The sequence below is a fragment of the Actinoplanes sp. NPDC051633 genome (genome assembly GCF_040681735.1).
Taxonomy (GTDB): Bacteria; Actinomycetota; Actinomycetes; order Mycobacteriales; family Micromonosporaceae; genus Actinoplanes.
Genome location: NZ_JBFAZH010000330.1, coordinates 1 through 7,076 on the forward strand (window position 1 = coordinate 1; position 7,076 = coordinate 7,076).

The 7,076-nt window shown below is 69.9% G+C and carries 6 protein-coding genes; 3 read left to right on the plus strand and 3 right to left on the minus strand.

Annotated features, from left to right (window positions below):
* Positions 1–40 precede the first annotated feature (40 nt).
* The 3 genes from AB0M20_RS19475 to AB0M20_RS19485 all read right to left on the minus strand — a co-directional run bounded on the left by AB0M20_RS19475 (position 41) and on the right by AB0M20_RS19485 (position 4,005).
* The gene (locus tag AB0M20_RS19475; protein WP_364299948.1) at positions 41–1,303 is read right to left on the minus strand and encodes a vanadium-dependent haloperoxidase; all 1,263 of its coding nucleotides are present in this window, start codon (positions 1,301–1,303) and stop codon (positions 41–43) included.
* A gap of 94 nt (positions 1,304–1,397) precedes the next feature.
* Positions 1,398–2,699 (minus strand): aspartate aminotransferase family protein, encoded by a 1,302-nt coding sequence (locus AB0M20_RS19480; protein WP_364299950.1) that lies wholly within the window; start codon positions 2,697–2,699, stop codon positions 1,398–1,400.
* A gap of 13 nt (positions 2,700–2,712) precedes the next feature.
* Complete coding sequence (locus AB0M20_RS19485) at positions 2,713–4,005, minus strand: aminotransferase class I/II-fold pyridoxal phosphate-dependent enzyme (protein WP_364299952.1); 1,293 nt, start codon at positions 4,003–4,005, stop codon at positions 2,713–2,715.
* A gap of 210 nt (positions 4,006–4,215) precedes the next feature.
* Between AB0M20_RS19485 and AB0M20_RS19490 the strand changes: the two genes are divergently transcribed.
* From AB0M20_RS19490 to AB0M20_RS19500, 3 genes are all read left to right on the plus strand, one after another.
* Positions 4,216–5,055: a nitrilase-related carbon-nitrogen hydrolase gene (locus AB0M20_RS19490; protein ID WP_364299954.1), complete on the plus strand. Its 840-nt coding sequence runs from the start codon at positions 4,216–4,218 to the stop codon at positions 5,053–5,055.
* Positions 5,052–6,449: a dihydropyrimidinase gene (gene hydA, locus AB0M20_RS19495; protein ID WP_364299956.1), complete on the plus strand. Its 1,398-nt coding sequence runs from the start codon at positions 5,052–5,054 to the stop codon at positions 6,447–6,449. The genes AB0M20_RS19490 and hydA overlap by 4 nt, the downstream gene beginning before the upstream one ends.
* Positions 6,450–6,458: 9 nt before the next feature.
* Positions 6,459–7,076: TIGR03842 family LLM class F420-dependent oxidoreductase (locus AB0M20_RS19500; protein ID WP_364299958.1), on the plus strand; the 618-nt coding region annotated here is incomplete at its 3' end.

The window sequence follows — 7,076 nt, forward strand, 5'->3', positions numbered from 1 at the left end:
GGGCGGCCTCAAGGCCGCCCTGGCCAAGGCGTCCGGGACGTCACCCTTCCGCAGATACGGCTGAGCGCTGGAACCAGCCGGCCTGCACCCAGCGGGCCGTGTAGTGGCCGATGTAGTTGCCGTCCTCCATCGCACGGCGGAAGTGGAAGCCCAGCCAGATCCGGGCATCGAAGGCCTCGCGTTCCAGCGCGGCCGCGCTGTCGTAGTGCCGCGCCGGCGCAGTCGACAACGACGGCACGGTGACGTTCAACGTGCGCGGACCGAACAGCGTCGCGAAGGTGCTGGTGGTCGCGCCGGTGACGCAGGCATGCCCGCTGGTGTAGTCGGGATAGGGCGGGGCCGCCGCGAGCGATGTCCAGGACGGGTCCGGGTCGACGGCGCCCTCGCGGATCGCGGTGATCGGCCGCCAGAACCCGTCGTCGTACTTGGCGCGCCAGCATCGGATCTGGGCGTCCGCCGTGGTCGTGCTCAGCATCGCGAACGCCCGGGCCGCGCGCACCGCATCCCAGCCGCGTGCGGTCACCGCATCACGGAGGGCGACCTGATATTGCATGATCGCGTTCGCGTTGTAGAACAGGGCGGTCGCGGTCTGCGCCTCGGACCGCACGGTACTGGTCGCCGATCCCCACGCGCGGGCCTCGGCGAGCTCCTTGCGATAGGTGACGCTGGTGAGGGGAGCCGAGCCGCGCAGCCAGGGCTGGGTCGGGGCGCGCAGGGTGAGCGGGCGGACGAAGCCGAGCCAGGGTACGGCCATCGGGGCGTTCGCGGGCGGCGTGGGCCGCCACACTCCCGGGCCGGGCGGTTTGGTGAACAGGATCGGTGCATTGCGACCGTCGTCGGCGCGTACCCGGATGAGTGAAGCCGCCGCCGTCGCGCCTGCCTGGCGTCCCTCGGTCTTGCGGGAGCCGTCCGGGATCGCGGCGAGTGCGGCGGCCAGATCGGTGGCCAGCGCGGGCGCCGAGCCGGGGAAGTAGTGAGCCAGCACGTCGTGCGCGGCGGTCGCGGCGGCGGCCTCGACGGAGGCGCGCCGGTCCACGCGGGGCTGACGGAGGTACGGACGGTAGCGCCCCTCGATCGCGACGACCGCGTCATAGACGGCCAGTGAGACGAACCCGAAGTAGAGGCCGGAGCTCGGGATGGGCGTGTTGTTCTCGGTGAAGATCGTGCGGACCGCGATGGAGTTCCACTGTGTCACCACAGCATTCCCGGCACGGCCATGAGCGGCCGCCGGCGCCGGAACGGTGAGCGGTAGCGCGGCGCAGAGCGTCGCGGAAACGGCGAACTTCCACGAGCGTCTTGTCATCGTGCAGACGCTTCTCGCCCGGATGGACGGTGTACATGCGCTGATCATCCGTATTCGCCCGATGATCGGACACCACTGAGCGGGCGGCACCCGTTCAGGGGGTCTCGGCGTTCACCGTCCGCAATGCCGCGACCAGGGCGGCCAGGCCCTCGCGGGCCTCCTCCTCGGTCAGGGTGAGCGGCGGGCCCATCCGCAGCACGTTGTTGTAGAGGCCGCCCTTGCCGACCAGCAGGCCGTTCTTGCGGCACTCGTCGAAGACCCGCAGCGTCGCGGCCGAGTCGGGCTCCGTGGTGCCCGGACGCACCAGCTCCACCGCCAGCATCAGGCCGCGTCCGCGCACCTCGGCCACGATCGGCAGCGACCCCGCCGCCTCCCGCAGGCCGTCCAGCAGGATCGTGCCCACTCGCAGGGCGTTCGCCTGCAGGTCATGGTTCAGCACGTAGTCGATGACCGCGTTGCCGGCCGCCGAGGAGATCGGGTTGCCGCCGAAGGTGGAGAAGCTGATCGCCGGGACCGCGTTCATCACGTCGGCCCGCCCGGCCACGCCGCCCAGCGCGAAGCCGTTGCCGATGCCCTTGGCGAAGGTGATCAGGTCGGGCACCACGTCGTGCGCCTGATAGCCCCAGAAGTGCTCGCCGGTGCGGCCCCACCCGGTCTGCACCTCGTCGGCGATGAGCAGGATGCCGGTCTCGTCGAGGACCTTCTTGTACGCGCCAAGCATCCCGTCCGGCGCGGACACGAACCCGCCCACGCCCTGGATCGGCTCGGCGATCAGCGCCGCCACGTCGCCCGCGGTCACCGTCGCCAGCGTCTCGCGCAGCTCGTCGATCGCGACGTCGATCTGGTCGCCGTCGGACAGCCCGGCCATCCGCCCGCGGACCCTGTCGCCGGACGGCAGCCAGGACACCTGCAGCGGGCTGAGCGAGCTCGACGACCAGCTGCGGTGCCCGGTGATCGCCATGGTCGCGAAGGTCCGGCCGTGGTAGCTGTTCTTGATCGCGAGGATCTGGTTGCTCTTGCGCACGTTGGTGGCCATCAGCATCGCGGCCTCGTTCGCCTCGGTGCCCGAGTTGGTGAAGAACACGCGGGCGTCCGGGATGCCGGAGAGCCGGGCCACCTTCTCGGCGAGCTCGACCTGCTGCCGGATCAGGTACAGCGTGGACGTGTGCGCGACCCCGGTGCGGATCTGTTCCTCCACGGCCGCGCGGATCTCCGGGATGTCGTACCCGATCATCGTGGTCAGCACGCCGCCGAAGAAGTCCAGATAGGTGCGGCCGTTGGCGTCGGTCACGTGGCGGCCGCTGCCGGACACGATCTCGATCGCCTCGTCGCCGTAGTAGATCGGCATCCACGAGGGGAGCACGGCCTGGTGCCGGGCGAGCAGGTCGTCGGTCATGAGGAACCTCCGTCTATCGGTATCCACGGCGCACCGTGGAGGCGGCCGAGGCCAGGATGGTGGCGAGTTCGTCGAACCCATCGGCGACCAGACCGGCGGTCACCCGGACGTGATCTTCGGTCGGGGAGAGGCAGAACGGCGAGCCGGGCGCGACCGTGATGCCGTGCCCGGCCAGAGCGACCATCGCGTCCTGCTGGTTGGCGACGGTCAGCCACAGGTTGATGCCGTCGTCGGCGGTGGCCCGCGCGCCGCGCTCGCCGAGAGCCGCACAGAGACCGGAGCGCCGCCGGGCGTACTCGTCGCGGGCGACGGTTACCTGAGTGATCGCGGCCGGGGAGGTGAGCAGGTCGAGCAGCACGCCCTGCAGCAGCCGGGAGGACCAGCCCGGGCCGAGCAGCCGCCGGTCGGCCACCGCGTCGATCACCCGGGCCGGGCCGCCGATCGCCGCCAGCCGCAGGTCGGGGCCGTGACTCTTGGAGAAGCCGGCCACGTGTACGGTCCGCGACGGCAGGTGGCGGCCGACGCTGACCGGCGGCGCGGTCGCGATGTCCCCGGCATGGTCGTCCTCCACGATCAGCACGTCGGGAAACCCGCTCAGCACGTCTGCCAGCTCGGCCGCCTGCGGGAGCGACATGCTCGTACCCGTGGGGTTGTGTGCCCGCGGCTGGAGGAACAGCGCCGCCGGCGCGGCCGATCGCAGCGCGCGCCGCATCTCCGGAATGTCCCCGACGGGCACCCCGATGACGGTAGCGCCGACCGTGTCCAGCAGGTCGAGCATCGGCGGGAAGGCCGGATCCTCGACGATCACCCGGTCGCCGAACCGCACCACCGCCCCGGTGATCCGGTCCAGCGCGTCCATCGCGCCGTCGACCACGGTCAGCGCCGCGGGCTCGAAGGGCCATCGCGACCGCAGGACGTCCTCGAGCGCGGACAGCACCGGGGTGTCCAGGTAGCTGCTGGTCAGCCGGCCGTCCCCGACCCGCTTCAGCGCGTCGGTGAGATCCGGCAGCAGGTCGTGGTCGGGAACGCCGGTGGACAGGTCGCGGGCGAGCGGCGGCCCGCTCATCTGCGAGTAGCGCAACTGCTGCCGGCCGGGCTGGGCGACGAACGTACCCGAACGCCCCCGGGTCTGGATCGCACCCGCCCGCAGCAGGCTCTGCCAGGCCTCGGACACGGTCGTCGGACTCACCCCCAGCTCACGCGCGACGTCCCGCACGGTCGGCAGCCGGGAGCCGCCGGGCAGCTCCCCGGCGGTCACCAGGCGGCTCACCGCGGCGGCGATGCCGCGCGCGCTGCGATCTACCACAGCGCCGGCGATCAGGGTGAGCAAATCGCGGCCTCCAGAATTTAACTTGGCGAAATATTTGGTAACGATCAAGCAATTGTTCGCCACCATCTGTGTCGTAGTGTCCTACCGCATCGGCCCCGGATGTCAAGGGGCCGATGACAGGCGCTGCGAAGGCGATCACACTGTCTTGGTGACCCACGCCACAGGCAATCGAAAGGGGCTGAGCTCATGACCGACGTCATTCGCGCCGCCCTCGTCCAGACCACCTGGACGGGCGACAAAGAGTCGATGATCAAGGCGCACGAGGACTACGCCCGGGACGCCGCCGCGCAGGGCGCGAAGGTGATCTGCTTCCAGGAGCTGTTCTACGGCCCCTACTTCTGCCAGGTCCAGGACGCGGCCTACTACGAGTACGCGGAGTCCATCCCCGGCCCGACCACCGAGCGCTTCCAGGCCCTGGCCGCCGAGCTCGGCATGGTCATGGTGCTGCCGATGTACGAGAAGGAGCAGGAAGGCGTCCTGTACAACACCGCGGCGGTCGTGGACGCCGACGGCAGCTACCTCGGCAAGTACCGCAAGCACCACATCCCGCAGGTCAACGGCTTCTGGGAGAAGTTCTACTTCCGCCCGGGCAACCTCGGCTACCCGATCTTCGACACCGCGGTCGGCAAGGTCGGCGTGTACATCTGCTACGACCGGCACTTCCCGGAGGGCTGGCGCGAGCTGGGCCTCGGCGGCGCGCAGATCGTGTTCAACCCGTCGGCGACCAGCCGCGGCCTGTCCGCGTACCTGTGGCAGCTCGAGCAGCCGGCCAGCGCGGTCGCGAACGAGTACTTCATCGGCGCCATCAACCGGGTCGGCAGCGAGCCGCTCGGCGACAACGACTTCTACGGCCAGTCCTACTTCGTCGACCCGGAGGGCAAGTTCGTCGGCGACGTCGGCGACACCCACGAGGCCGAGCTGATCATCCGCGACATCGACCTGTCGCTCATCCGCACGGTCCGCGAGAGGTGGCAGTTCTACCGTGACCGCCGCCCGGAGAGCTACACGCGGACGGTGGAGCTGTGAAGCTGATCAAGGGCGGCACGGTCGTCAACGCGACCGGGCCGGTCGTCAGTGACGTGCTGGTCGACGGCGAGACGGTCGTCGCGCTGTTCGCTCCGGGCCGCGGTCCGGACGACGTGGAGACCATCGACGCGACCGGGAAGTACGTGATCCCGGGCGCGATCGACGCGCACACGCACATGCAGATGCCGTTCGGCGGCACCGAGGCCAGCGACACCTTCGACACGGGTACGAAGGCGGCGGCGATCGGCGGCACCACCACGATCGTCGACTTCGCCATCCAGCGATACGGCGAGGTGGTGCAGGACGGGCTGGCCGCCTGGCACCAGAAGACGGCCGGCAACTGCCACATCGACTACGCCTTCCACATGATCATCGGCGGCGTCGACGACGACTCGCTCAAGGCCATGGACCAGCTGGTCGAGAACGAGGGCATCACCAGCTTCAAGCTCTTCATGGCCTACCCGGGAGTCTTCTACTCCGACGACGGCCAGATCCTGCGGGCGATGCAGAAGGCCCGGTCCAACGGCGCCATGATCATGATGCACGCGGAGAACGGCCCGGCCATCGACGTGCTGATCAAGCAGGCCCTCGAGCGCGGCGAGACCGACCCCATCTTCCACGGGCTCACCCGCCCGCAGGAGCTCGAGGCCGAGGCGACCAGCCGGGCGATCTGGCTGGCGAGCGTGGCCGCGGACTGCCCGCTCTACATCGTGCACCTGTCCGCGTCCAAGGCGCTCGAGCAGGTCAGGGCCGCCCGCGACCTGGGCCGCAACGTGTTCGCCGAGACCTGCCCGCAGTACCTCTACCTGACGCTGGAGGACCAGCTCGGCGCGCCCGGGTTCGAGGGCGCCAAGTGGGTCTGCTCGACGCCGCTGCGCTCGGGCAAGGAGAGCCACCGGGCCGACCTGTGGCAGGGCCTGCGGACCAACGATCTGTCCGTGGTGTCGACCGACCACTGCCCGTTCTGCATGAAGGACCAGAAGGAGATGGGCATCGGCGACTTCTCCAAGATCCCGAACGGCATCGGCAGCGTCGAGCACCGCGTCGACCTGCTCTACCAAGGCGTGGTCGACGGGAAGCTGTCGCTGGCCAGGTGGGTGGAGACGATCGCGACCACGCCGGCCCGGATGTTCGGCCTCTACCCGAAGAAGGGCCTCATCGCGCCCGGCTCGGATGCCGACATCGTCGTGTACGACCCGAACGGGCGTACCCGGATCAGCGTCGAGACGCACCACATGAACATGGACTACTCCGCCTGGGAGGGCTGGGAGATCGACGGCAAGGTCGATACGGTGCTGTCCCGCGGCGAGGTGATCAGCTCGAACGGCTCCTACACGGGCCGGGCGGGCCATGGCCGGTACGTCAAGCGCGGCCTCTCCGACTACCTGATCTGAGAGGCGCGCATGGACATCGGTGTCGTACTGCAGAACGATCCGCCGGCCCTCGGCGTGGTCGAGCTGGCGAAGAAGGCGGAACAGGCCGGCTTCAGCCACGTGTGGACCTTCGATTCGCACGTCCTCTGGCAGGAGCCGTTCGTCGTCTACTCGAAGATCCTCTCGGAGACCTCGTCCGTGATGGTCGGGCCCATGGTCACCAACCCGGGCACCCGCGACTGGACCGTCATCGCGTCCCAGTTCGCCACGCTCAACGAGATGTACGGCAACCGGACCGTCTGCGGCATCGGCCGCGGCGACTCGGCGCTGCGGGTGATCGGGTTGCCGCCCAACTCACTCGCGCAGCTGCGGGAGAGCATCGGCGTGATCCGCGGGCTGGCGAACGGCGAGAAGGTCACGGTGCGGGACCGGGAGCTCCAGTTCACCTGGGCGCCGGAGAGCCGGCTCGAGGTGTGGGTCGCCGCGTACGGCCCGAAGGCCCTGGCCCTGACCGGCGAGGTGGGCGACGGCTACATCCTGCAGCTCGCCGACCCGGACATCGCGGAGTGGATGATCAAGGCGGTGCGCAGCGCCGCGGAGAAGGCGGGGCGGGATCCGGCCGCGATCAAGTTCTGCGTGGCCGCGCCC

Bases quoted from the DNA above. Each gene is read 5' to 3' on its own strand.
- AB0M20_RS19480 (WP_364299950.1), bottom strand. From the start codon at position 2,699: ATGACCGACGACCTGCTCGCCCGGCACCAGGCCGTGCTCCCCTCGTGG.
- AB0M20_RS19475 (WP_364299948.1), bottom strand. From the start codon at position 1,303: ATGACAAGACGCTCGTGGAAGTTCGCCGTTTCCGCGACGCTCTGCGCC.
- AB0M20_RS19490 (WP_364299954.1), top strand. From the start codon at position 4,216: ATGACCGACGTCATTCGCGCCGCCCTCGTCCAGACCACCTGGACGGGC.